Source organism: Pseudomonas sp. NY11955 (assembly GCF_048068035.1).
Classification (GTDB): domain Bacteria; phylum Pseudomonadota; class Gammaproteobacteria; order Pseudomonadales; family Pseudomonadaceae; genus Aquipseudomonas.
Map to the genome: position 1 here is coordinate 74,692 of NZ_JBLUPS010000006.1, position 22,908 is coordinate 97,599.

Genomic DNA, 22,908 nt, shown 5'->3' on the forward strand with positions numbered 1-22,908 from the left:
TCGCAGCACAAGGCTGCTCCTACAGGGCTAGGCGACGCCGCGCAGGCCGGTTCCTGCACCAGGCATCAGAAGCGGTAGTTGAAGCTGGCTTCCAGCGTGCGTGGTGCCCCTGGGGTAACCAGGTCTACCGAGCCGTGCGCCGAGGCATAGTAGTCACGGTCGAACACGTTTTTCAGGCGCAGCGCGGCATCCCACTGCGGCACGCTGTACAGCAGCGCGGCGTCGAGGGTGGTGTAGCCCGGCATCACCACCACGTTGTCGAGCGCGGTGTAGCGTTCGTCGACATAGTTGGCACCTGCGGCCACGCGCCACTCTGGGCTCAAGGTGCGCACCAGCCAGACGTTGGCGCTGTTGCGTGGCGTCAGCGTAGGCGTCTGGCCTTCGTTTGCCACGCCATTGGTCTTGCTGTTGGACTTGGTGATTTCGGCATCCAGGTAGGCGTAGCCGGCGTAGATCTGCCACTTGTCGGTGAGCTGCCCGCTGACCGTGGCTTCGAAGCCATCGGTACGTTGCTCGCCAGCCAGTACGGTCAGGTTGGGGTTGGCCGGGTCGGCAGTCTTCATGTTGGTGCGCTCAAGGCGGAACACCGCGGCGGTCAGCGACAGGCGGCTGTCCAGCAGGTCCCATTTGGCGCCGATTTCGTAGTTGGTGGTTTCTTCCGGCTCCAGGTGCTGGTTGGTCGGGCTGACCGCGAACACTTCGCCCGACGGCTGGTAGCTGCGGCTGACCGACACGTAGTAGGACTGGATGGCGTCCGGCTGGTAGACCAGGCCGGCACGCGGGCTCCAGGTCTTGTCGGTGCGGTCGAGGTCGACGTTCTGCACGCGGTCGTCGTCGTATTCCTGGCCAAAGATGTCATAGCGCACACCCACCAACGCCTTCCAGTGCTCGTTCAGTTCGATCATGTCCTGCAGGTACAGGCCGGTGGTTTGCTGGAAGTTGGTGCCCTTGGACGACAGGTTGGCAGCGTGGTCGGGTACAGGCACCAGGGCATCGCGATAGACCGGCACCTGGGCCACATTGTTCTGGCTCAGTACGCGCTGGTACTTGTCCTGGAAGCCCACTTCCACGCCATACAGCAGGTTGTGCTGCATACCGGCCAATTGCGCCTGTTGCTTGAGTTCGGTCTGGTTGAACACCCCGTACTCGTCACGGGCAACGTTGCCACGGTTGAGCTTGACCAGCAGTTCGCCATTGGGCGCGGTGACGAAGCGTGTCGGGCTGCTGTCGGCCAAGGTGTTGTTGCGGTCCAGGTCGTAGCGGTAGTAACGGCTGGTGTTGGTCAGGGTGAAGCTGTCGTTGATGCGATAGTCCAGGCTGGCGGTCAGCGAGAACACCTCGCTGCGGGCGTAGTCCTGGTCGGCATCGCCAGAGCCGAAGCGCTTGTCGCGGTCTACATCCACCGGGCGGTTACCCAAGGCCGGGATGCCGAAGTCGATCAGGCGCTTGTCATACAGGTAGGTGGCGCCCAGGTTCAGTTCCAGGTCGTCCGAAAGGCGGAAGTAGGCTGAAGGCGCGATGGCCTTGCGGTCGATGTAGCCATCATCGCGGAAGGTGTCACTGTCTTCGAAGGCGCCGGTCACGCGGTAGGCCTGGTTACTTTGCGGGTCGGCCCAACCGGTGTCGAACTGGGTGCGGCGTTTGCCTTCGCTGTCGAAGCTCATGCCCACTTCGCGTTTGGGCGTGAAGCTTGGCTTTTTGCTGATGCTGTTGATCAGCCCGCCCGAAGAACCACGGCCATACAGCACGGCGGCTGGGCCCTTGATCACCTCGACACGCTCGACGTTGGACAGGTCACGGAAGTACAGGGCGTCGTCGCGCACGCCGTCGATGTACATGTCGCCAATGGCGCTGAAGCCGCGGATGGTCACCTGGTCGCGTTGGCCGTCGCCGTTGGACAGGCCGATGCCGGGCACGTTCTTCAGCACGTCTTCCATGGACTGCGCGCCCTGATCCTTGATCACGCTCTCGGGCACGACGTTGACGGTTTGCGGGATATCGCGCAGCGGGGCGTCGATCTTCATGGCGCTGCGGCTTTCACTGGCCTTGTAGCTTTGCTGCTCATAGGCGCTGGTGACGGCGGTGGCGGGCAGGGCGAGGCTACCCTGCGCTGGGGTTTGAACGGCAGCGTGAACAGCAGGTACAACCAGTAGGCCCAGCATGGAAATGGATGCCGGGGCAACAGACCTTTTTGCCATTACAGGTGACTCTTTGTTGTTTTGGAGGTCACGAATAGTAATGATTTGTAAATGTAAAGCAAGTGTAAAGAGTTCGCATTTGCTATTACAAGCATGCGGCGGCGTGAAGCAGACGAAATAGGTCGCAGCGGGTGTGTGCGGGCAGGGTGGTGGGCAACGTCTATGCTTGTTGGCGCGTGAGTCTTTCGCACCCTTTTTTGGTCTTGATCACATGGAAGCAGGCCTATGAACCCGATTCGTTCTCTCGCTCGTGCAGTTGCCCTGGCCACATTGGTATCCGCTGCCAGCCTCTCGGCGTACGCTGCTGATATCCCGATTGCCAGCGAGGCGCTGGAAAGCCACGTCACCACGCAGGTTACGGCCATCGACCTGGCCAACCGCCAGGTGACGGTGAAGGGCCCTGATAACAAGAAGGATGTGACCTTCCAGCTCACGGAAAAGGCCAAGGCCTTGCCGAATCTCAAGGTGGGCGACCAGGTCGACATCTTCGTCACCCGCGCCGTGGCTTATGTGCTCAACACTGATGTGGGTGGGGCGCCGAAGGCCAGCGAGGAGTCCGGCACCATTCGCGCCACTGCGCAAAACCCCAACCCGGGCGGCGAGGCATTCCGCCAGGTCAGGGTCACCTCGCAGATCAAGAAGATCGACCTGAAGCAACATGAGGTGAGCCTGCTGCCGCCAGAGGGCAAGCTGCAGGTGGTCAAGGTCGAGAGCCCGGACCTGCAGGCGCGCATGAAGAACCTCAAGGTTGGCCAGACGGTCGATGCGATCCACACCGAAGTGCTGCGGGTTGAAACCTCGCGCTGAGCATTCATCGAGGTAGGCTGCGGGTCGCCCGTGTATGGATCCGTCGTGATGCCTTGCATGACGGCGGATGGCGCGCGAACAGCTGGACCACCCAGTCCGGGCGGGTCTTGCTGGCGTCATTGAGCCAATTGGCGACCGAGTCCTGAGCGTACTTATCAGCTTCTGCCAGCCGCGGTACCAGCAGCGGCTCAGCCACTTCCGGCGTTTGCTTGAGAGCGCCGATGTGCTCGCACCACACCCCGCGTGGGCGCAGCACTTCGATGCAGAAGCGCCTTACCAGTGGGTCCCTATCGCCCGCATACGGCTCGAGCAGTGCAAGGGCTGCGTCCAGTTCCCGGGCCAGTCGCGGGCGCAGGGCCATCCAGGCCCACTCGCGCACGCCAAAATGCTCATCGCGAGCGAATCGCAATTGAGCCAGCAGTGCAGGCTCCAGCAACTGCGTGCGCGATAAATGCGCCTGGGCAAAGGCCGCCCAACTGCGCACGGTATCGGAAGCATGCGAGCTGCATTGCGCCAACACTTGCTCGCCCATCGGCGAGGACGCCTGCTCCAACCATTGCCCCAGAGCCAGCCCGATGGCTGCGATTTTCTTCGACAGGCCCAGCGAGGCTGTGTCTTCAGCGCAGGCGGTCAAATGGTCGATGAGTGTAGCTGGCAGCAGATTGGCCAATGAGCCGACCAAGGTTCTCTGATCCACTGCCAGGCATTCGGCGAGGTTGCGGGTTGGCAACTGCCCCCGATCAATCAGGGTTTTGCGTTCATCTGTCATCGAATGTGTTCCATCACATCAGGTTGGTTTGCGTGTAGCGAGGCCCTTGGGGTTTCGCGACGGCACAGGAGCCTAGCTCAATTGGCGGAAAACGTATCCATTCATGCGTGTGGCGAATAGTGTGCGTGCATACTTTCGATTTCCATAAGCATGGGGAATTTTCGATCATGGCCTGGCTACCGTTCAGCAATGAGGATTGCCATGTTCAGTAAAACCCTGTGCCTGCTGGTGCTTCCCTTTGCCTTGGCGTTGCTTGCCGGGGCGGTACTGCCGTTTCAGGCCGCGGGTAATGCCGCCGTCGGCCGGGCGCTTGGGCATTGGTTGTGGGGGGCATTCACGTCGTTGACGGTGAGTTCGCTGGTGGTAATCGCTGCGCTGCTGATCCTCAGGGTGCCCGTGCCAGATTTGGGCAAGGCGTTGCAGGGGCCATGGTGGCTGTGGGTCGGGGGTGTGCTGGGGGCGATGTATGTGGCCGGTGCCGCCGCGCTTACTCCCAAGCTGGGCGCGGCGGGGTTTCTGGTGCTGGTGGTGGCAGGGCAGATCATCACGGCGGTGCTTGCCGACCACTTCGGGCTGATGGGGCTGAGCGGCAAGCCGCTCAGCCTGGCCAGGCTGGCAGGTGTAGCGCTGATCCTGTGTGGCGTGCTGCTGGTACAGGGCACTTGGGCGAAGGCGTCGCCGGCCAAGGCCTCGGTGGCTGTCAATCAGCATGAAAACTGATCAGCGCCCTGGCTGGCTGCAGGCCCACACGGTTTCGCGCAGCCAGCGGTGCCCGGGGTCGCTGTCCTTGCGGCTGTGCCAGGCCTGCTGGTAGTCGAACGAGGGAATGGCCAGCGGCGGAGTGAACTGGCGCAGTGTCTTGTGCTGGCGCAGCGACCCTACGGCGCGGCTGGCTACCGTGAGGATCAGGTCGGTGCCGGCCAGCACTTCGACCGCGGCGCTCCAATGTGGCAGGGCCAAGGCAATACGGCGGCGCAGGCCCTGGGCGGCCAGTGCGCGCTCGATTTCATCGAAGGCATCCGGGCGCATGGCCATCAACACATGCGGGCGCGCCAGCCAGTCTTCCAGGTCCAGGCCACCGCTGGCGGGCAACACCTGGCGATCAGCAACGCTGATGAAACGGTCGGCAAACAGGGGCTGGGCAGTGATGTCCTGAGGCAGTTCGGGGAACAGGCCCAGGGCCAAGTCCAGTTCGCCGTCGAGCAGTTGGGCCAACATGGTTTCGCGGCTGGCCTGGCTGATGGCCAGGTCCACTCCGGGAGCTACCTGGCGCAAATGGCGCAGCAGTGGCGGCAGAACAAGGCGCGAGGAGTAGTCGGATAGCGACAGCCGGAAACGGCGCTGGGCCCTGGCTGGTTCGAACAGCGGAGTAGCTAGCAGACCGTTGAGGTTGCCCAGGGCATCTTGCAGGGGCTGGGCCAGCGACTGGGCGCGGGCGCTGAGGGCCATGCCGCCGCCCTGGCGTACCAGCAAAGGGTCGTCGAAGTGCTTGCGCAGTTGCGCCAGGGCGTGGCTGACCGCCGGTTGACTGCGGTGCAGGCGCAGCGCGGCACGGGTCACATGCTTTTCGCTGAGCAAAGCGTGCAAGGCGAGCAGCAGGTTGAGGTCGATCTTGCGCAGCTCATCCATAGGGTGAATGGTCCGGGGAAAATTAGACGGTTTGAATCAGCTTAACAAATGATGCGGCCACATTGCCCCCGCAAAAGACTGCGCCGACCTGTCTAGCGTTATACTCCCCGTCCGTTTCACTGTTATCCGAGTATTCCGATGGGTCTTTCCGCAACTGCCACACCCGAATCGCGTCGCCTTGGCGCACCAATCATCGCCTTGGCCTTGCTGCTGGCTGGCGCCTGGTTCCTCAACCTCAATGCCGGCTTCAAGCAGGTTTTGTTGCTGCTGGTCGGCGCCGCGCTTGGCCTGACGCTGTACCATGCTGCCTTCGGTTTCACTTCGGCCTGGCGAGTGTTCATCAACGAGCGACGTGGCGCAGGCCTGCGCGCGCAGATGGTCATGCTGACCCTGGCCGTGCTGCTGTTTTTCCCGGCGCTTTCGGCAGGTAGCCTGTTCGGCAACCCGGTCACCGGCCTGGTAGCCCCGGCGGGTGTCTCTGTGGTGTTCGGTGCGTTCATTTTCGGCATCGGCATGCAGCTGGGGGGCGGCTGCGCATCGGGCACGCTGTTCACCGTGGGGGGCGGTAATGCGCGCATGCTGGTGACCTTGCTGTTTTTCATCATCGGCTCGGTCAGCGCTACCCATCATGCCGATTGGTGGTTCGCCTTGCCGTCGTTCCCGGCCACCTCGATCGTGCAAGCCTGGGGGGTAGGGCCTGCGCTGCTGGTTAGCTTGGCCGTGTTCGGGCTGATCGCCTGGGCCACCGTGGTGCTGGAAAAGCGTCGGCATGGCGCGCTTGAGGCGCCGGTTGCCAGCGAACACCAGGGCCTGCGTCGCTTCCTGCGCGGTCCTTGGCCATTGCTGTGGGGCGCTATCGCCCTGGCCTTGTTGAACTACGCGACCTTGGCGCTGGCGGGGCGGCCATGGGGCATTACCTCGGCGTTCGCCCTGTGGGGCGCCAAGGTGCTCAACGGGCTGGGTGTGGACGTTGGCAGTTGGGTGTTCTGGCAGACGCCGGCCAATGCCAAGGCCCTGGCGGCACCGCTGTGGCAGGACATCACCACGGTGATGGACCTGGGCATCGTGCTGGGTGCACTGCTGGCGGCTGGCCTGGCCGGGCGCTTTGCGCCAAGCCTGAAGATCCCGCTGCCGTCGCTGGTGGCCGCAGTGATTGGCGGCCTGCTGCTGGGTTACGGTTCGCGCCTGGCGTATGGCTGCAACATCGGTGCGTATTTCAGCGGTATCGCCTCGGGCAGCGTGCATGGCTGGCTGTGGCTGGTGGCGGCCTATGCCGGCAACCTGATCGGTGTGCGCCTGCGCCCGCTGTTCTTCGCCGGTGAGCGCCGACCCGCAGTACTGAGCGGGTGCTGAAGCGCACATTCAATTGCTGCAAGGGGTGCAGAAATCATCTGCATCCCACCTGATTGTTCAACTTTGCCTACCTGATTAGCCTGACTCGAACACCCATTCAACAGGATTCGATCATGGTTACTCGCATCATCCTCACTGGCACCGGCAATGCCGATGTCATGCAGCTCGAACACATGGCGGTGCACACTCCAGGGCCTGGGCAGGTCTGGCTGGAACAGACAGCCATGGGTGTGAACCCGCTGGACGTATTGCAGCGCAAGGGCGGCGCAGCGCTGACATTGCCGTCAGGCCTGGGCCTGGAAGGTGCGGGCAGGGTCACGGCCATCGGCGATGGGGTGCACAACGTGCAGGTAGGCGACCGGGTTGCCTATGCGATGGGGCCGGTCGGCGCTTATGCCAGCGGCCGGCTGTTTCCGGCCGAACGGCTGGTCAAGCTGCCGCCGCGGCTGGAGGACGAGGCTGCCGCTGCAGTGCTGTTCAAAGGCATCACTGCGCAATACCTGTTGAAAACCACCTTTGCCGTTGGGCCGGGTACACAGGTGCTGCTGTACGGCGCGGCCGGTGCCTTGGGCCAGTTGATGGCGCCTTGGGCGCGGTACCTGGGGGCGACGGTGATTGGTGTGGTGTCGCGCCCGCAAAGTGTGGCGAGGGCACAAGCGGCAGGCTGCCATCATGTGCTGGTGTTCGACGCGGCGACCTTGGCCGGCCAGGTGCGCGAGTTGACCCAAGGACAAGGGGTGGACGTGGTGTATGACTGCGTGGGTAAGGTGTCGCTGGAGGCCTCGCTGGACAGCCTCCGGTTGCGTGGCCTGTTGGTATCGTTCGGCGGCACCTCCGGTGCACCGGCGGCCATTGAGGTGGCCACGCTCAATGCCAAGGGTTCGCTGTACCTGACCCGGCCGTCGCTGGCGGCACACACGCGTACAATCGAGGAGTACCAGCAGCGCGCGGCCGATGTGCTCGCAGCGGTTGACGAGGGTATCATCCAGCCTCGGGTCTGGCGTCGCTACCCACTGGCCGATGCTGCCAAGGCCCACGAGGACCTGGAGCAAGGGCGGTCGGAGGGCGCGCTGGTGCTGACTGCCTGATGCCCGATTCCTGACCTCACTGCCCTGAACCGAGCCTGCCATGGATGCCTTCGACAGCCGCCGCGCCGATGAACTTGCCACCTTGCTGGCCTTGCATGAGCAGGGCTCGTTTGCCGCTGCCGGGCGGCAGCTGGAGCGCCACCCCACGGTGCTGTCGAAACGCCTGAGCGCACTTGAGGCGCGGCTGGGCATTCGCTTGGTGGAGCGCAGCACGCGGCAGCTGCGCTTTACCGATGAGGGCGAGCGGCTGGTAGCCAAGGTGCGCGAGGCCAGCCGGCTGATTGCCGAGGCGGAACAGGAGGCTGCCGAGGGCGCGGCGACGGTGCGTGGGCGCCTGCGCCTGGCATTGCCGGCGGCCATGGGCCGGCGCTGGTTGAGCGGGATGCTCGCCGACTTTGTGCTGGCCTACCCCCAGGTAACGGTGGAAGCCGAATATGCCGACCGTTTCGTCGACCTGATTGGCGAGGGGTTCGACGCCGCGATCCGTATTGGGGAACTGGCGGACAATCGCCTGGTGGCGAGGAAGCTGTGTGACCACGTGCGCATCCTGTGCGCTTCGCCCCAGTACCTCGCCCGCCATGGCGTACCTTCACAGCCCGCGCATTTGTCCGGTCACAATTGCTTAGGTTTCAGTGGCTTGCGTTCATTTCCTGAATGGCGCCTGATGAGTGGAACGCAGCTGGTAAGTGTCAAGGTTGCCGGCAACCTGCGCAGCAATGACAACGAAGCGCTGCTGGAGGCGGCGCGGCGCGGTGTGGGGATTTTGGCCGGGGGTGACTGGCTGATGGGCGAGGACCTGGCCAGCGGCCGCCTGGTCAGGGTGTTGCCGCAATGGCAACTGGACGTGGCGGCGGGCATTTACCTGGTGCGGCCGACCGCGCGCCTGAACACAGCGGCGTTGGGTGCCTTCAAGCTCTGGTTGGAGGAACGCTTCAAGGCCGGTGCCCCTTGGCGGCCCTGACACGGTCATTGTAGGAGCAGCCTTGTGCTGCGAAGAGGCCGGTACAGCCCACACATCTCTACTGGCTGTACCGGCCTCTTCGCAGCACAAGGCTGCTCCTACAGGGCTTTATGTTTGCCGCATAATTTATTGATAAATAAAGAATTATCGCTTTGCTACGGCATGCTGAACACACTGTTCGTAGTAGGTCTGCTTGATCGCTGCAGGCTTGAGCCGCGAGCGGCTGTTGTAGGTCTGCTCGGTAATGCCGAAGGCGGTCATGCGCATCCACGGTTTGGGGAATTTGCGTACCTGCAGCTTCTTGCGCGTGGCGTACAGCGTCACCCCGGAAAGCTTGGCCTGCTGGGCTTCGGCAGCTATCTGCGCACCCCAGCCGCAGGTTTGGCGATCGTTCTGGCTCAGTGCCCGGGCCTGGGCGCCGAAAGCCAGCGTGGCCATCAGGCAGCCGGTCGTTGCTGCTAGAAGTACTCGCATGTTGCTGTCCTAAGCATCTGAAGGAAAACGGAGTTTGCCTTCGCTTTGCAAGGCGGGGGGCCAGCAGTTTGCCGTCAGATCACAGCCATACGTAGCGCAGGTGCGGCTGGCTTGCGCAGGCTTGTCCAGGCCAGGCTGGCAATCCAGAGCACCGACACACCGTAGTTCAGGCGTTGATACAGGCCGAACAACTGGCCGCTTTGCGCTGCCTGGCCCATCAATGCGACGGTGGCGATAGCCAGCACCACGCAGCCCAGGGAGAACAGCGCCAGGGCGCGGGAGCCGGCAAGGCGGCTGCCCAGCCATGCCCAGAGGCCGTTGGCCAAGGTCAGTGAGAGGAACATCAGCAGGCCGGACAGATTGTGCAGCTGTTGAGAAGTGGAGGGTTGCGCCGGTGCGCACCCCTGGTCGCAGGGGAACCAGCCCGTACCCAGGCTGCCGATGCCATGCAGCAACACCAGGCCTGCACTCAACAGTGCCAACTTCGAGCCGCGCCAACGCCGTGCCAGGCCCCAGGCAAACAGGGCAAACAGTACCGCTAGAGGGAAGTTGTTGACCCATGGCGACCAGTGCTGGGTGGGTGAACCTGCCGCACCGAGTTGGCTCATGGCCTGTTGCAGATGGTCGTAGCCGGGGTAGGCGTGGGCGGTGAGCCATACCCCTGCCAGCAGCCAGAGGGGTATCAGCAAGCCGCTGCCGAGCAACAGGCGGTCGAGGGTTTTCATGCTGCGGTTTCCTTCCTTGGATGAGTGAGCGTGAAGGCGCACAGTACAGGCTTGCGCGGGCCTTGGGCCAGTGCTTCTACGGGTTTTTCCTGGGCTGGGGCCTGTAAAGGTGGGCAATAAATACCGCACCGGGAGTATGTGATCGTACAACTGCTTGCGCTATGATGAGCGCTGTCTTTCAAGGTGAAATACAGGGCAATGACAGAGCAGCAGGTACAGGCAAGGACCCGGCGCAAGCCGCGCAGTCTGGCCCAGGAACTGGTCACGGTGCTGACCGAGCGCATTCGCAGCGGCCAGCTCAAGCGCGGCGACAAGCTGCCGACCGAATCGCAGATCATGGCCGAAGAGGGCGTCAGCCGCACGGTGGTGCGCGAGGCGATCTCGCGGCTGCAGGCCGCCGGGCAGGTCGAGACCCGTCACGGTATCGGTACCTTCGTGCTGGATGCGCCGGCCACCGGGGGCTTTCGCATCGACCCGGCCACTGTGGTCACCCTGCGCGAAGTGCTGGCGGTGCTGGAATTGCGCATTGCCCTGGAGATCGAGTCAGCCGGGCTGGCGGCCCAGCGGCGCAGCGATGAAGAACTGTCCGGCATGCGGGCGGCGCTGGATGAACTCAACGAAGGGGCGGCCCATGCCACGGATGCGGTGTCGGCGGACTTCCAGTTCCACCTGCGCATTGCCCAGGCCAGCGGTAACCACTACTTCGCCGATATCATCAACCACCTGGGCACCAGCATCATCCCGCGCACCCGGCTGAATTCGGCGCGGCTGGCCCATGATGACCAGGCGCACTACATGAGCCGGTTGATGCATGAGCACGAGGCGATTTACGAAGCGATTGCCCGGCGTGACAGCGAAGGGGCGAAGATGGCCATGCGCATGCACCTGAGCAACAGCCGCGAGCGCTTGCGTCAGGCTCACGAGGAGGCTGAAGCACAAGGGGTCTGAGCTATCTGCTGCCCGCTCCTACAGGTTTTGCGTAGTTTTCAGACGTTGTGATGGCCCTGTGGGAGCGGGCAAGCCCGCGAAGAGGCCGTTGCAGCCAAAAGAAAGCCCCGTCAAGTGCGGGGCTTTCTTGTATCAGGCAATCGATCAGATCGCCTCGTCACGCCATTGCCCATTCACCAGCCGGCGTAGCCCCAGCGGGTTGCCGTCGCGCAGAGCCTCGGGCAGCAATGCCTGCGGATAGTTCTGGTAGCACACTGGGCGCAGGAAGCGGTCGATGGCCAAGGTGCCGACCGAGGTGCCACGGGCATCGGATGTCGCCGGGTACGGCCCGCCGTGCACCATTGCATCACACACTTCGACACCCGTTGGGTAGCCGTTGACCAGGATTCGCCCGACTTTTTCCTCTAGCAGCGGCACCAGCCAGGCGAAGGCTTCGAAGTCTTGCGCCTCGCCAATCAGCGTCGCGGTCAGTTGGCCGCGCAGGCCGAGCAGGGCGGCGCGCAGTTGGTCGTTGTCCCGAACCTCCACCGCCACGGTGGTAGGGCCGAACACCTCCTCTTGCAGCAGTGGGTCGGACTCGACCAGCAGGCGTGCATCGGCTTTGAACAACTGGGCGCGCGCTTGGTTGCCTGCTTGTGGCTGGCCGGCCAGGTGCTCGATTCCGGCGTGGGCATGCAAGTGCTCAACGCCGCCGACGTAGCTGCGCAGGCCACCCGCGTTGAGCATGGTCTGGCCGGCTTGCTGGTCCAGGTGTTGGCCCAGGTCGGCGAGCAACTGGCTGTACTGTGGCGACTGCAGGCCGATCACCAGGCCTGGGTTGGTGCAGAACTGCCCGGCACCCATGCACACGGAGCCAGCCAGTTCGCGTGCGATGGCCTCGCCACGCTTGGCCAGCGCACCCGGCAGGATGATGACCGGGTTGATACTGGACATCTCGGCGAACACCGGGATTGGCTGCGGGCGCTCGGCGGCCATGCGGCACAGGGCGTCGCCGCCTTTCAGCGAACCGGTAAAGCCAACGGCCTGGATGGCCGGGTGCTTGACCAGCCATTCGCCCACGCCACCTCCGAATACCATGTTGAACACACCCTTGGGCATGCCGGTTCGCTCGGCGGCGCGCAGGATGGCGCAGCTGACCAGGTCGGCGGTGGCCATGTGGCCACTGTGCGCCTTGAATACCACCGGGCAGCCGGCGGCCAGGGCGGCGGCGGTGTCACCGCCGGCGGTGGAGAAGGCCAGCGGGAAGTTGCTGGCGCCAAACACGGCGACCGGGCCGACGCCGATGCGCATCTGGCGCAGGTCTACGCGCGGCAGCGGCTGGCGCTCGGGCAGCGCCAGGTCGATGCGCGCACCCAGGAAGTCGCCGCGGCGCAGCACCTGGGCAAACAAGCGCATCTGCCCGCTGGTGCGGCCACGCTCGCCCTGGATGCGGGCGGCGGGCAAGGCGGTTTCGCGGCAGACGATGGCGACGAAGGCGTCGTCCAGTTCGTCAAGTTCAGCGGCAATGGCATCGAGGAACTCGGCACGACGTGCCGGGGCCAGTTGGCGGAATTCGGCGAAGGCGGCAGCGGCGGCCTTGGCGGCCTGATCCACTTCGGCCTCGGTGGCTTGGGCGAAGCTGTAGGGCAGGGCTTCGCCAGTGCTGGCGTCCAGGCTCTGCAGGCGCTGTGGGCCAGCGGCGCTGCGCTGACCGGCGATGAAGTTGTGGCCGAGGATTTCAGGCATGGGGTGCTCCTGTAAATTGAAAGAAAATATGGCGGGTTGCCGCATGGCCTGCGGGAGCGGGCAGTGGCATCAGGTAATCGGTGCCGGGTTGAACAGGGTGATGTCGTTGTGCAGCCGGTGCTGTTCGGCCCAGGTCTGCTTGCGGCCGCTGGCCACGTCCAGGTAGTAATGGAATAGCTCCCAACCCAACTCCTCGATGGTCGAGCGGCCTGTGGCGATGCGCCCGGCGTCGATGTCGATCAGGTCGGGCCAGCGCTGGGCCAGTTCGCTGCGGGTGCATACCTTGACCACCGGCGCCATGGCCAGCCCATACGGGGTACCGCGGCCGGTAGTGAATACATGCAGGTTCATGCCGGCAGCCAGCTGCAAGGTGCCGCAGACAAAATCGCTGGCGGGTGTGGCACAGAAGATCAGGCCTTTGCGGTTGACCCGCTCGCCTGGGCCGAGCACGCCCTGGATGGCGCCGCTGCCCGACTTGACGATGGAACCCAGCGACTTCTCGACGATATTCGACAGCCCGCCTTTCTTGTTGCCCGGTGTCGTGTTGGCGCTGCGGTCGGCGGCGCCTTGCTGCAGGTAGCGGTCGTACCAGTCCATCTCGCGCACCAAGGCATCGGCAACGTCCTGATTTTGCGCGCGTGAGGTCAGCATGTAGATGGCATCGCGCACTTCGGTCACTTCCGAGAACAGCACGGTGGCACCGGCGCGTACCAGCAGGTCGGCGGCGTAGCCCAGTGCCGGGTTGGCGGTGATACCCGAGAAGGCGTCGCTGCCACCGCACTGCATGCCGAGGATCAGTTCGCTGGCCGGTACGGTTTCGCGGCGACGCAGGTCGAGTTTCTTCAAGCGGGTTTCGGCCAGGTCCATGATCTGCTCGATCATTTCCATAAAGCCCAGGCTGGCGTCTTGCAGGCGGTACAGCCACGGGTCGCTGAGGTCCACTGACGGGTCGTCGTCGTGCATCACCTGGCCGGCTTGCAGTTTCTCGCAGCCCAGGCTGATCACCAGGGCTTCGCCGCCGAGGTTGGGGTTGCGCGCCAGGTTGCGCACGGTGCGAATCGGGATGTAAGCGTCACGGGCGTTGATCGCCACGCCGCAGCCATAGCTGTGGGTAATGGCCACCACGTCATCGACGTTGGGGTACTTGGGCAGCAGTTCGCTGCGAATGCGCTTTACCGCATGCTCCAGCACGCCGGCCACGCACTGCACGGTCGTGGTGATGCCGAGGATATTGCGGGTGCCGACAGTGCCGTCGGCGTTGCGGTAGCCCTCGAAGGTGAAACCCTCGAGCGGCGCCAGTGGTTGTGGCACAGCATCGCAGCGCGGCAGGCTGTCCAGCGCCGGGGCGGCGGGCATGGCCAGCTGGCTTTCCTGTACCCAGCTGCCCTGGCGCAAGTCTTCCAGCGCGTAGCCGATGATTTGCCCGTAGCGGCGCACCGGCTCGCCCTTGGCGATGGTCACGGTAGCGACCTTGTGGCTTTGCGGCACACCTTCGACCAAGGTCAGGCCGTCGGCGAAACGGGCGCCTTCGCCCAGGCCACCGTCGTTGACGACCACCACGACATTGTCGTCATCGTGCAGGCGGACGTAGCGGGGCGAGTCGGAATGTTCGATCAACTGCATGTTGGGGCCCTACTTGTCAGGTTCTCAGGCTTTTGTACATCCGCCCACGCCGGCTGGCCCGGCGTGGGCGTGTTCACTCAGTGACGCGTGCTGGCCAGCGCGCCGTTGGCGGCAGGCTCAGCCTGTGGCTTGGGGGCATCGTCACGCAGCTCGATACGCTTGATCGGGCCGACGATCACCAGGTAGCTGAATACCGCCACCAGGGCGTTGGCACCCACGTACACCAGTGCCCACTTGAACGAGCCGGTGGCGCTGATGATGTAGCCGATCACGATCGGGGTGGTGATCGAGGCAATGTTGCCGAAGGTGTTGAACAGGCCACCGGACAGCCCGGCGATCTGCTTTGGCGAGGTGTCGGCCACCACCGCCCAACCCAGCGCGCCGATGCCTTTGCCGAAGAACGCCAGGGTCATGAAGCCGACCACCATCCACTCGGCATCGACGTAGTTGCAGAACACCATGGTGGTCGACAGCAACAGGCCGCAGACGATCGGCAATTTGCGCGAGAAGGTCAGCGAGTTGCCGCGACGCAGCAGCCAGTCCGAGATCACGCCGCCCAGCACGCCACCGATGAAGCCGCATACGGCCGGCAGCGAGGCGATGAAGCCGGCCTTGAGGATGGTCATGCCGCGTTCCTGTACCAGGTACACCGGGAACCAGGTCAGGAAGAAGTAGGTGATGGCGTTGATGCAGTACTGGCCCAGGTACACGCCCAGCAGCATGCGGCTGGTCAGCAGCTGCTTGATGTAGCCCCATTTCGGGCCGTCGTTGCCGCGCTTCTGGTCCATATCCACCAGGCCGCCGTTCTGCTCGATGTGTTCAAGCTCGCTTTGGCTGATGCGTGGGTGCTGGCGCGGGTTGTGGATGGTCTTCAGCCACACCATGGAGAACACGATGCCCAGTGCGCCCATGACCACGAACACGTGTTCCCAGCCGAAACTGAACACAATCCAGCCCATGATCGGGGCGAACAGTGCAGTGGCGAAGTACTGTGCCGAGTTGAAGATGGCCGAGGCCGTGCCGCGTTCCTGGGTTGGGAACCAGGCGGCGACGATGCGAGCGTTGCCTGGGAAAGACGGGGCTTCGGCGAAACCGACCAGAAAACGCAGGGTGAAGAGGGTGACGACGGCCCAGGCAACCGGCAGGCCGCCGACAAAACCCTGCAGCAGGGTGAACAGCGACCAGGTAAAGATGCTGAAGGCGTAGACGTTCTTGGAACCGAAGCGATCGAGCAGCCAGCCACCAGGAATCTGGCCAGCCACGTAAGCCCATCCGAAGGCGGAGAAGATATAACCGAGGGTTACGGCGTCAATGCCGAGGTCTTTCTGCAGGCTGGAGCCTGCGATGGCGATGGTAGCGCGGTCGGCATAGTTGATCGTGGTCACCAGAAACAGCATGAACAGGATCAGGTAGCGCACATGCGTCTTTTTAGTCGCTTGCATGCTGGTAATACTCCCACTAGTTATTTTTGTGCGGGCTCACGAATTGTAACCGGAGTGGGGCATGCCCACTCCGGGCGCGGCATCTGGCAGGCCGCGGGCAGCGCTTACTGCGGGCCCATCTTGTCCATCAGTGCGGCGAGTTTTTCGTACTCTTCGGCGGTCAGGTCGGTCAGTGGGGTACGCACCGGGCCTGCGTCGTAACCGGCAATTCTGGCGCCGGCCTTGACGATGCTCACGGCATACCCAGCCTTGCGGTTGCGGATGTCCAGGTACGGCAGGAAGAAATCGTCGATCAGCTTGGCCACGGTGGCGTGGTCGTCGCGGGCGATGGCGTTGTAGAAGTCCATGGCGGTTTTCGGCACGAAGTTGAATACCGCGGAGGAGTACACCGGCACGCCCAAGGCCTTGTAGGCAGCAGCATACACTTCGGCGGTCGGCAGGCCTCCCAGGTAGCTGAAGCGGTCACCCAGGCGGCGACGGATGGAAACCATCAGCTCGATATCACCCAGGCCGTCCTTGTAGCCGATCAGGTTCGGGCAGCGCTCGGCCAGTTTCTCCAGCAGGTCAGCGTTCAGGCGGCAGACGTTGCGGTTGTACACCACCACGCCGATGTTCACCGATTTGCATACCGCTTCGACGTGTGCGGCAACGCCGTCCTGGCTGGCTTCGGTCAGGTAGTGCGGCAGCAGCAACAGGCCCTTGGCGCCCAGGCGCTCTGCTTCTTGTGCGTATTCGATGGCCTGGCGGGTGGAGCCACCGACGCCGGCGAGAATAGGTACCGAGGTGGCGCAGGTGTCGACGGCGGTCTTGATCACCTGGCTGTATTCGCTGGCGGCCAAGGAGAAGAACTCACCGGTGCCGCCAGCGGCGAACAGGGCGCTGGCGCCGTACGGGGCCAGCCACTCCAGGCGCTTGATGTAGCCAGCCGGGTTGAAGTCGCCCTGGGCGTTGAAGTCGGTGACCGGGAAAGACAGCAGGCCGTGGGAGAGGATGGATTTAAGTTCTTGTGGATTCATTGTTGTTGGCATCCTGTGGCGCTTGGGTGAAGGGTGTTGTTCTGCGTTAGAGGTAAGTTATCGTACAACTTAGGCGATGACTAGCCCTCCTTGCAGAAAAATTTGTGTGGGCCGGTCTGGGGAGTTGTGGTGGGGCACCTATCGAGCGCCGCCCGCGCGGCGCATCGCGAGCAAGCTCGCTCCTACATTTGTTTCGGGCCGGTTCTTCCTGCGCCGCCACACGCGACCGCTTTGGCGCATGGCTCGATATCGAAGGGTACGAACAAGGGGGTCGCGCGCGTCCTCACAGGAATGATTGGCCCGAAACAAATGTAGGAGCGAGCTTGCTCGCGATGCGCCGCGCGGGCGGCGCTCGATCTCGCAGGCGCTAAAAATGACACGGCGACCGCATGTTGGTCATCGTATCTCTTAGATGGGAAGGGGTTAAAAAACGATCGCGGAGACAGGCACAAGCCCGCCGCCCGATTCCACGGGAAGTGTTCTGGGACCAGCAGAGGGTGACCGGGAAAACGGGGGCGACCTTGCGCCGCCCCGCGATCAAAGCAGAGGAAACTGAAGGTCAGGCAGCGTGCTGGCGCTTGATCTGCGCCTTGCGTACCTGGGCCCGGCAGGCATCGCCGAAAGCCTGGAAGATCTTGATCGAATCAGGGTTCTTCGCCGCTTGCCACTCCGGGTGCCACTGCACGGCGAACAGGAACGGCGAGATGCTTGGCGCGTGAATCGCTTCGACCAGACCGTCTTCGGCATGGGCGATAGCTTCGATGCCGGCGCCCAGCTTGTGCAGGCCCTGGCCATGCAGCGAGTTGACGCGAATCTCGTCAGTACCCAGGGTGTCACGCAGCCAGCTGCCCGGCTGAATCTTCACCCCATGCACCTGGGCGTATTGCACTTCAACCGGGTCTTCCGGGTTTTCCCGGTGATCGTTGAAGCCAGGCTCGGCGTACACCTTCTGATAGATGTCGCCACCCAGGGCCACGTTGATTTCCTGCATGCCACGGCAGATGCCGAAGATCGGCAGGCCGCGCTTGATCGCCGCTTTGACCAGCGGGATGTCGAACAGGTCGCGGTTCTGGTCCTGGCCTTTGCCTGGGGTCTGGTTTTCCTGGCCATACAGTGCAGGGTCGATGTTGCTGCCTGCGCCAGTCAGGTACACGCCGTCGGCCATGTCCAGGTAGGTCTCGAGGTCTTCAGTGCCGCAGCAGGTGGGCACCAGTACCGGGACGCAATCGGAAAACTCGACCAGCGGGGTAATGTATTTGTGGGTCATGACCTGGTAGTCATGGCCTTTGCGCTCTTGGCTGCCCATGGTCATGAGGACGACGGGTTTGCGCAGGGAAGGTTGCTTGTTGCCAATGTTGCTGTTGGACATATGTCACCTTGGGACAGGTTCAACCTGTCGTTGTTGTGCAGGCGCACGGCGCGGGGCTCTGGGTGCTGCCTGTAGCCCCGAGCACTGCCGGCTCGTCAGAGGCGACGATTCCGGTCGGGGCTTGTAGATAGCTTGCCAGAGCCGTTCGATATGTCAAACGACGGAAGAGGGCTTTAACGCGCGGAATGCACCGGTTTTTGGGGGCTTAAACCGATGCGGGCCTGTGGCGGCGTGGGTTTGGCGGGGGTGGCGGTCAATAATATTTAACGATGCAGTTGGGTCTTTGCAGCGGTGCAATGAATTAGGTGCCCCAGACCGCCGCCGGTACCAGTAGGAGCAGCCTTGTGCTGCGAAGGGGCCAGCAAGACCAACACATTTGTAATGGTCATACCGGCCCTTTCGCAGCACAAGGCTGCTCCCACAGGGACTCGCACACGGGTTCTTAGTGCAGTATCTGCGCCAGGAACCCCTTGGCCCGCTCGGTACGCGGCTGGTTGAAGAACACCTGCGGCGGGCTGTCTTCGATGATCTGCCCACCCTCCAGGAACAACACCCGCTCGGCCACCTGGCGGGCAAAGCCCATTTCATGGGTGACGCACAGCATGGTCATGCCGGTACCGGCCAGTTGCACCAGCACATCCAGCACCTCGGCGACCATCTCTGGGTCCAGCGCCGAAGTTGGCTCGTCGAACAGCATGATCCGTGGCTTCATGCACAGCGCCCGGGCGATCGCCACGCGCTGCTGCTGCCCGCCGGACAACTGGCTGGGGTACTTGTGCGCCTGGCTTTCGATGCCGACCTTGCTCAGGTACATGCGCGCCCGCTCCTCGGCGTCCTTGCGCGACAGCCCGCGCACGCTGGTGGGGGCCAGCAGGCAGTTGTCGAGCACGCTCATGTGCGGGAACAGGTTGAAGTGCTGGAACACCATGCCGATGTCGCTGCGCACCTGCGCTGCTTCGCGCGTGGTGGCCGACAGGTCGATGCCGTCGACCTGGATGCTGCCTTGCTGGGCCACTTCCAGGCGGTTGATGCAGCGGATCAGGGTCGACTTGCCCGAGCCGGACGGCCCGCACAGCACGATGCGTTCGCCTTCGCGCACCTGTAGGTCGATGTCGCGCAGCACGTGGAATGCGCCGTAATGCTTGTTCAGGCCTTCGATGCGGATCAGCACCGGGCGTGGGTCGGGCTCGGGGGCAAGGGTGGCAAGGCTCAGTGGTGCGGTCATCTTGTTGTTCTCCCGCGTGGGTTCAGTCGAAACGGGTCGCGCTGTAGGGCGCGGGGTCGGTGAAGGGGCGCTCGCCGGTGAGCAACTCGGCCAGTAGCCGGCCGCTGACCGGGCCTAGGGTAAGGCCGTGGTGGGCGTGGCCGAAGTTGAACCACAGCCCCGGATGGCGCGGCGCCGGGCCGATCACCGGGCGCATGTCGGGCAGGCAAGGGCGGCGGCCCAGCCAAGGGGTGTCGTCCAGGCGTTCGCCGAGGGCCGGAAACAGCTTGCGCGCCAAGGCCTCGCAGCGGCCCAACTGGATCTGGTTGCCAGGCGCACCGGCCGCGTCGAACTCGATGCCGGTGGTCAGGCGCACGCCGCGCGCCATCGGCGCCAGCACATAGCCGCCCTGGGTATCGCAGATCGAGTGCTCCAGCTGTGCGCCGTCACGGGTGCTGTAGTGCATGTGGTAGCCACGCTTGATCGCCAGCGGGAACTGGTAGCCCAGGCCGCTGAACAGGTCCGCCGACTGCGGGCCGAGGCAGGCCACCACCTCGTCGGCGGTAATCGGGCCACGGCGGCTCTCTACCCGCCACTGACCGTTGTCCTGGCGCAGGCTGCGCGCATCGCCATGCAGAAACTGCCCGCCGCGTTGCAGGAACAACGCCGCATAGCCGCGGGTGAGGGCACCGGGATTGTTCACGGTCTTTGGGTCGAGCCAGTGAATGCCTCCAACCACGGTGGCGTCCAACTGGTGCTCACGAGCTTGCAGTTGCCCGCATTCGAGGATTTCGAACTGCAAGCCGTAGCGGCTCAGGCCCTTTGCATCGGTTTTGGCCTGTTCGAACAACGCCGGGTCACGAAACACTTCGATCCAGCCTTTGGCCTGCACCAAGCCTTCAAGGCCGGCGGCGCCAATCAACGCGTCATGCTCATCGACGCAGCGCTGCACCAGCGGCAACATGTCGGCGGCAGCACCAGCCAAGCGCCCAGGTGCGGACTGGCGCCAGTAGCGCCACAGCCAAGGTGCGACTTTGGGCAGGTGCGCCAGGCTGTAGCGCACATCGGGCTGGCGGTTCAGGCCGTAGCGAAGCAGCGCGCCCACCTGCCGTGGGAAGGCGTAAGGGATGACGCTGGAGCGCTCGATCAGCCCGGCGTTGCCGTGGCTGGTGCCGCTGCCCGGTTCGTCGCGGTCGATCAGAATCACCTGGCGCCCGCGGGCCTGCAGGTGCAGCGCGGTGCTGACGCCGACAATGCCGGCGCCGAGGACAAGGGTCTGGCAATGCATGGAACGTATCCTTCGGTCAGTTCAGGTGGCGGCCCAGGCGGGCTTCCAGGTGTTTCAGCAGGCGTCGCACCAGTTCGACGATCACCAGGTAGAGCACGGCGGCCCACAGGTAGATCTGGAAGTCGAAACTGCGCGAGAAGGCCAGTTTGGTCACGCCCATCAGGTCGTAGATGGTCACCAGCGAGGCAATTGCGCTGGCCTTGATCATCAGGATCAGCTCGTTGCCCAGTGGGCCGATGGCCACCAGTAGCGACTGCGGCAGGATCACTTTGAAGAAGGTGGTCGAGCGTTTCAGGTTCAGTGCCCGTGCCGCCTCATGCTGGCCAGGCGCAACGGCCATCAGGCTGCCGCGGAAGATCTCGGCCTGATAGGCGGCGGTGTTCAGGGTGAACGCCAGCAAGGTGCAGAACCACGCCTCGCGGAAGAACCACCACAAGCCGACGTCCTGCCAGAAGCCCTTGAGCGAGCCCAGGCCGTAATACAGCAGGAACAGCTGCGCCAGCAGCGGTGAGCCGCGGAAGAAGTACACATAACCGGCGGCCATGCGCTGCAACAACAGGCTGCGCGACATGCGTGCCAGGGCCAGCAGCAGGCCGAGCACGGCGCCCAGGCTGAAGGAAATGGCCACCAGCTTGGCCGTTACCAGCAGGCCGTCGAGGAAACGCGGGCCGTAGCGCTCCAGCAGGTCGGGGTCGAGCACCAGTGCCAGCAGTTGATCGAAGCTCATGCGCGTGCTCCTTGCAGGTGGCGGTTGCTGCGCCGTTCGATGTAGGCGAACACGCGCCCGGACAATGCGGCGAACAGCAGGTAACCCAGGCAGGCGACGCCGTAGAAGAACATTGGCTCCTTGGTCACGCTGACCGCCAGGTTGGTCTGGCGCATCAGGTCGACCAGCGAGATGGTCGATACCAGCGAGGTGTCCTTGAGCAGCGACAGCCAGTTGTTGGACAAGCCGGGCAGGGCGATGCGGGTCAGTTGTGGCAGCAGCACCTTGAAGAAACCGGTGCGCTTGCTCAGGCCCAAGGCCGAGCAGGCTTCGAGCTGGCCCTTGGGCAGGGTCTTGAAGGCTGCAAGCCAGATCTCGCTGGAAAACGCGGCGAACACCAGGCTGAAGGCGATCATCGCGGCAAGGAAGGTGTTGATCAGGAACTCACCCTGGTAGCCCATGGCGACGAGGATTTTCTGTGCGGCGATTTGGCAGCCGTAGTAGATGATCAGCAGTGTCAGCAGTTCGGGTAGGCCGCGGAATACGGTGGAGAAAGTAGTCGCCCAGGCCCGTGGCAGGCGTTTGCGCGAGCGCGCCGCCAGTGCGACCACCAGGCCCAGTGGCAGGCCGATGGGCAGGCAGGCCAGGGCCAGGGACACGGTAACCAGCGCGCCGGCCAGCAACGCCTGGCCCCAGCCTCCGCTGGCGAAGGACAGCAAGGACAATTGATCGAGCATGACGAACCCCTCACATGGGCGCGCACCAATCCCTGTGGGAACGGGCTAGCCCGCACCCACAGAACAGGTAAGGCAGCCAGTGGTCAGTTGTAGATATCGAAAGCGAAATATTTGCTGGCGATCTTCTGATAGGTGCCGTTGGCCACGATCTGTTGCAGCGCGGTGTTCAGGCGCTGGCGCAGGGCTTCGTCGTCCTTGCGCACGGCAATGGCGGCGTCGGCCTTGGTGTTTGCCACGTCGCCGAGGATCTTGCAGCAGTCCCCGCCATTCTTGGTCATCCACTCGTGCAGCGGGAATTTGTCGGCGATCACGCCGTCCAGGCGGCCGGCGGCAAGGTCCGCGTTGGCCTCGTCCATGGTCGGGTACAGTTTCACGTCGGCACCGGCCTTGCCATACACGTCTTCGGCGTAGATAGCCTGGGTGGAGGACGACTGGGCACCGACGGTGTAGCCGACGAAGTCGGTCTGGGCGCTGTCGATCTTGCTGTCCTTGGCCACCGCAACGGTCAGTGGCGTGCGGTAGTAGTGGTCGGTGAAGGCGATTTTCTTGCGCCGCTCTTCGGTGTCGATCATCGACGCCACCACTGCGTCGTACTTGCGCGCCATCAGGGCGGGGATGATGCCTTCCCAGTCCTGGGCCACCAACGTGCACTCGACCTTCATCTGTTCGCACAGGGCGTGGGTGATGTCGATATCGAAGCCATGCAGCTTGTTATCGGCGTCTACATAGTTGAAGGGTGGGTAGGCACCCTCCGTGGCGAAGCGCAGGGTTTCGGCACTGGCGGCACCCGCCAGCAGCAGGGCGCACGCACCCACCAAGGCCATGGACTTGTTCATCTCGCACCTC

General features: G+C 63.7%; 21 protein-coding genes. 6 read left to right on the forward strand and 15 right to left on the reverse strand.

The window, feature by feature from the left end:
- Window positions 1-65: 65 nt before the first annotated feature.
- A complete protein-coding gene (locus ACNFBR_RS13300) occupies window positions 66-2,198 on the reverse strand; it encodes a TonB-dependent receptor (protein ID WP_416735323.1) in 2,133 nt (710 codons plus the stop codon).
- Window positions 2,199-2,423: 225 nt separating this feature from the next.
- Here ACNFBR_RS13300 and ACNFBR_RS13305 point away from each other — a divergent pair, with 225 nt between their 5' ends.
- A complete protein-coding gene (locus ACNFBR_RS13305; protein WP_416735324.1) occupies window positions 2,424-3,005 on the forward strand; it encodes a hypothetical protein in 582 nt (193 codons plus the stop codon).
- Between the two features lie 4 nt (window positions 3,006-3,009).
- On the opposite strand, the gene ACNFBR_RS13310 is transcribed toward ACNFBR_RS13305, so the two are convergent.
- A complete protein-coding gene (locus ACNFBR_RS13310) occupies window positions 3,010-3,774 on the reverse strand; it encodes a hypothetical protein (protein WP_416735325.1) in 765 nt (254 codons plus the stop codon).
- A 201-nt stretch (window positions 3,775-3,975) separates the two neighbouring features.
- Between ACNFBR_RS13310 and ACNFBR_RS13315 the strand changes: the two genes are divergently transcribed.
- On the forward strand, window positions 3,976-4,494 hold the full coding sequence (locus ACNFBR_RS13315; RefSeq protein ID WP_416735326.1) for a DMT family transporter: 519 nt from the start codon (window positions 3,976-3,978) through the stop codon (window positions 4,492-4,494).
- On the opposite strand, the gene ACNFBR_RS13320 is transcribed toward ACNFBR_RS13315, so the two are convergent.
- Window positions 4,495-5,403, reverse strand: coding sequence for a LysR family transcriptional regulator (locus tag ACNFBR_RS13320; protein ID WP_416735327.1), 909 nt, complete (start codon window positions 5,401-5,403; stop codon window positions 4,495-4,497).
- Between the two features lie 138 nt (window positions 5,404-5,541).
- On the opposite strand from ACNFBR_RS13320, the gene ACNFBR_RS13325 reads away from it, so the two are divergent.
- The 3 genes from ACNFBR_RS13325 (at window position 5,542) to ACNFBR_RS13335 (ending at window position 8,805) form a co-directional block, all read left to right on the forward strand.
- The gene (locus ACNFBR_RS13325; protein WP_416735328.1) at window positions 5,542-6,756 is read left to right on the forward strand and encodes a YeeE/YedE family protein; all 1,215 of its coding nucleotides are present in this window, start codon (window positions 5,542-5,544) and stop codon (window positions 6,754-6,756) included.
- A 113-nt stretch (window positions 6,757-6,869) separates the two neighbouring features.
- A complete protein-coding gene (locus tag ACNFBR_RS13330) occupies window positions 6,870-7,844 on the forward strand; it encodes a quinone oxidoreductase family protein (RefSeq protein ID WP_416735329.1) in 975 nt (324 codons plus the stop codon).
- A gap of 40 nt (window positions 7,845-7,884) precedes the next feature.
- Window positions 7,885-8,805: a LysR family transcriptional regulator gene (locus tag ACNFBR_RS13335; RefSeq protein ID WP_416735330.1), complete on the forward strand. Its 921-nt coding sequence runs from the start codon at window positions 7,885-7,887 to the stop codon at window positions 8,803-8,805.
- 144 nt (window positions 8,806-8,949) lie between these two features.
- Here the strand turns inward: ACNFBR_RS13335 and ACNFBR_RS13340 are convergent, their stop codons facing one another.
- Together ACNFBR_RS13340 and ACNFBR_RS13345 are read right to left on the reverse strand one after the other, a co-directional pair.
- Complete coding sequence (locus ACNFBR_RS13340; protein ID WP_416735331.1) at window positions 8,950-9,279, reverse strand: hypothetical protein; 330 nt, start codon at window positions 9,277-9,279, stop codon at window positions 8,950-8,952.
- A 74-nt stretch (window positions 9,280-9,353) separates the two neighbouring features.
- Entirely contained in the window at window positions 9,354-10,004 is a 651-nt protein-coding gene (locus tag ACNFBR_RS13345; RefSeq protein ID WP_416735332.1) for a DUF998 domain-containing protein, read from the reverse strand.
- A 198-nt stretch (window positions 10,005-10,202) separates the two neighbouring features.
- Between ACNFBR_RS13345 and ACNFBR_RS13350 the strand changes: the two genes are divergently transcribed.
- A complete protein-coding gene (locus ACNFBR_RS13350) occupies window positions 10,203-10,952 on the forward strand; it encodes a FadR/GntR family transcriptional regulator (protein ID WP_416735333.1) in 750 nt (249 codons plus the stop codon).
- A 144-nt stretch (window positions 10,953-11,096) separates the two neighbouring features.
- On the opposite strand, the gene ACNFBR_RS13355 is transcribed toward ACNFBR_RS13350, so the two are convergent.
- From ACNFBR_RS13355 to ACNFBR_RS13400, 10 genes are all read right to left on the reverse strand, one after another.
- Complete coding sequence (locus ACNFBR_RS13355; RefSeq protein ID WP_416735334.1) at window positions 11,097-12,677, reverse strand: aldehyde dehydrogenase (NADP(+)); 1,581 nt, start codon at window positions 12,675-12,677, stop codon at window positions 11,097-11,099.
- 69 nt (window positions 12,678-12,746) lie between these two features.
- Complete coding sequence (gene garD / locus ACNFBR_RS13360; RefSeq protein WP_416735335.1) at window positions 12,747-14,300, reverse strand: galactarate dehydratase; 1,554 nt, start codon at window positions 14,298-14,300, stop codon at window positions 12,747-12,749.
- 77 nt (window positions 14,301-14,377) lie between these two features.
- Window positions 14,378-15,742, reverse strand: coding sequence for an MFS transporter (locus tag ACNFBR_RS13365; RefSeq protein WP_416735336.1), 1,365 nt, complete (start codon window positions 15,740-15,742; stop codon window positions 14,378-14,380).
- Window positions 15,743-15,846: 104 nt separating this feature from the next.
- The gene (kdgD, locus tag ACNFBR_RS13370; RefSeq protein ID WP_416735337.1) at window positions 15,847-16,758 is read right to left on the reverse strand and encodes a 5-dehydro-4-deoxyglucarate dehydratase; all 912 of its coding nucleotides are present in this window, start codon (window positions 16,756-16,758) and stop codon (window positions 15,847-15,849) included.
- 559 nt (window positions 16,759-17,317) lie between these two features.
- On the reverse strand, window positions 17,318-18,127 hold the full coding sequence (locus tag ACNFBR_RS13375; protein WP_416735338.1) for a gamma-glutamyl-gamma-aminobutyrate hydrolase family protein: 810 nt from the start codon (window positions 18,125-18,127) through the stop codon (window positions 17,318-17,320).
- 442 nt (window positions 18,128-18,569) lie between these two features.
- Complete coding sequence (locus ACNFBR_RS13380; RefSeq protein ID WP_416735339.1) at window positions 18,570-19,352, reverse strand: amino acid ABC transporter ATP-binding protein; 783 nt, start codon at window positions 19,350-19,352, stop codon at window positions 18,570-18,572.
- A gap of 22 nt (window positions 19,353-19,374) precedes the next feature.
- Window positions 19,375-20,619 carry an NAD(P)/FAD-dependent oxidoreductase gene (locus ACNFBR_RS13385; protein WP_416735340.1) on the reverse strand — a complete coding sequence of 415 codons (1,245 nt, stop codon included), beginning with the start codon at window positions 20,617-20,619 and terminating at the stop codon, window positions 19,375-19,377.
- 16 nt (window positions 20,620-20,635) lie between these two features.
- On the reverse strand, window positions 20,636-21,346 hold the full coding sequence (locus tag ACNFBR_RS13390) for an ABC transporter permease (RefSeq protein WP_346646370.1): 711 nt from the start codon (window positions 21,344-21,346) through the stop codon (window positions 20,636-20,638).
- Window positions 21,343-22,062: an ABC transporter permease gene (locus tag ACNFBR_RS13395; protein WP_416735341.1), complete on the reverse strand. Its 720-nt coding sequence runs from the start codon at window positions 22,060-22,062 to the stop codon at window positions 21,343-21,345. The genes ACNFBR_RS13390 and ACNFBR_RS13395 overlap by 4 nt, the downstream gene beginning before the upstream one ends.
- Before the next feature lie 83 nt (window positions 22,063-22,145).
- Window positions 22,146-22,898 (reverse strand): transporter substrate-binding domain-containing protein, encoded by a 753-nt coding sequence (locus ACNFBR_RS13400; protein ID WP_416735342.1) that lies wholly within the window; start codon window positions 22,896-22,898, stop codon window positions 22,146-22,148.
- Window positions 22,899-22,908 lie beyond the last annotated feature (10 nt).